This is a genomic window from Verminephrobacter aporrectodeae subsp. tuberculatae At4 (assembly GCF_000193225.1).
Lineage (GTDB): Bacteria > Pseudomonadota > Gammaproteobacteria > Burkholderiales > Burkholderiaceae_C > Acidovorax > Acidovorax aporrectodeae.
In genome coordinates, this window is record NZ_AFAL01000304.1 from 1 (window position 1) to 205 (window position 205).

The following is a 205-nucleotide window of genomic DNA, read 5'->3' on the forward strand; positions in this document are numbered from 1 at the left end:
CGAGCAGTTCCGCGGCGATCAGCGTGGGTTGCCCCGACCACGGCCGGCAGCCGACTTCCTCGAACAACTGCGCGCCCAGTTGCTGCGCCAGCGCACGTGCCCGCGCGCTGGCGCGCTGGTCGATCGACGCGACGGCACGCGCGCGCAGCAGCCGGTGGCGCGCGTCGAGTGCGTAGAGGCCGGCGCCATGGCCGGTGCAGCTGAG

The 205-nt window shown here is 74.6% G+C and carries 1 pseudogene; it reads right to left on the minus strand.

Going from position 1 to position 205, the window contains the following annotated elements:
• Nucleotides 1-205 (minus strand): annotated as a pseudogene (locus VTU_RS26255) (FGGY family carbohydrate kinase); the annotation flags it as partial.